Here is a 529-nt window from a genome sequence, read left to right on the forward strand (position 1 = left end):
GTGGCCGACGATCCGCTGTATCTTAAACAAACAGATCCAGGACGATTAACGACCTGTCGGTCATCTTGACGCTGCATGCGGCTCCATCCCCACCAGGTACCCATTATGAGAAACGTCATCCGCGCTGGTTTTTTGATGGTGCTTGCTACACCGATCGGCTGCCTGCCGTCGAGTTCGACATCCGATACAGCAGATTCCTCGACGCCCGGTGTGACGGCGGAAGAAGCAACCCCACGCGAAACCGTTGGCAAGACGACTCAAAATGTGTTGGACCTTGAACAAGCACTGCGTGACGGAGCGAAGCTAGCGAGTACCAAGATCGAATCGAAAAATCCGCTGATGATCAATGCCGAAGCGTATCGAACATCGGTTGGCAAAATTGGCGGGATGGGAGTCGATCATGCCATCCAACTTCGTAACGCGCAAAGCATTCAAGATCCCAAACCGCTGACACACGAAGTGTTTCTGGCCGAGATTATCAAACCGGACCAGCCCGATGGCATCCGCTTGCCCATGCTGCCCTATTACC

General features: G+C 53.9%; 1 protein-coding gene. It reads left to right on the forward strand.

All coding sequences use genetic code 11. From position 1 onward, the window contains the following. Positions 1–105 precede the first annotated feature (105 nt). On the forward strand, positions 106–529 hold a 424-nt coding region (locus RMSM_RS18630; RefSeq protein ID WP_144057766.1), incomplete at its 3' end, for a hypothetical protein.

It is taken from the genome of Rhodopirellula maiorica SM1, from assembly GCF_000346295.1.
GTDB lineage: Bacteria > Planctomycetota > Planctomycetia > Pirellulales > Pirellulaceae > Novipirellula > Novipirellula maiorica.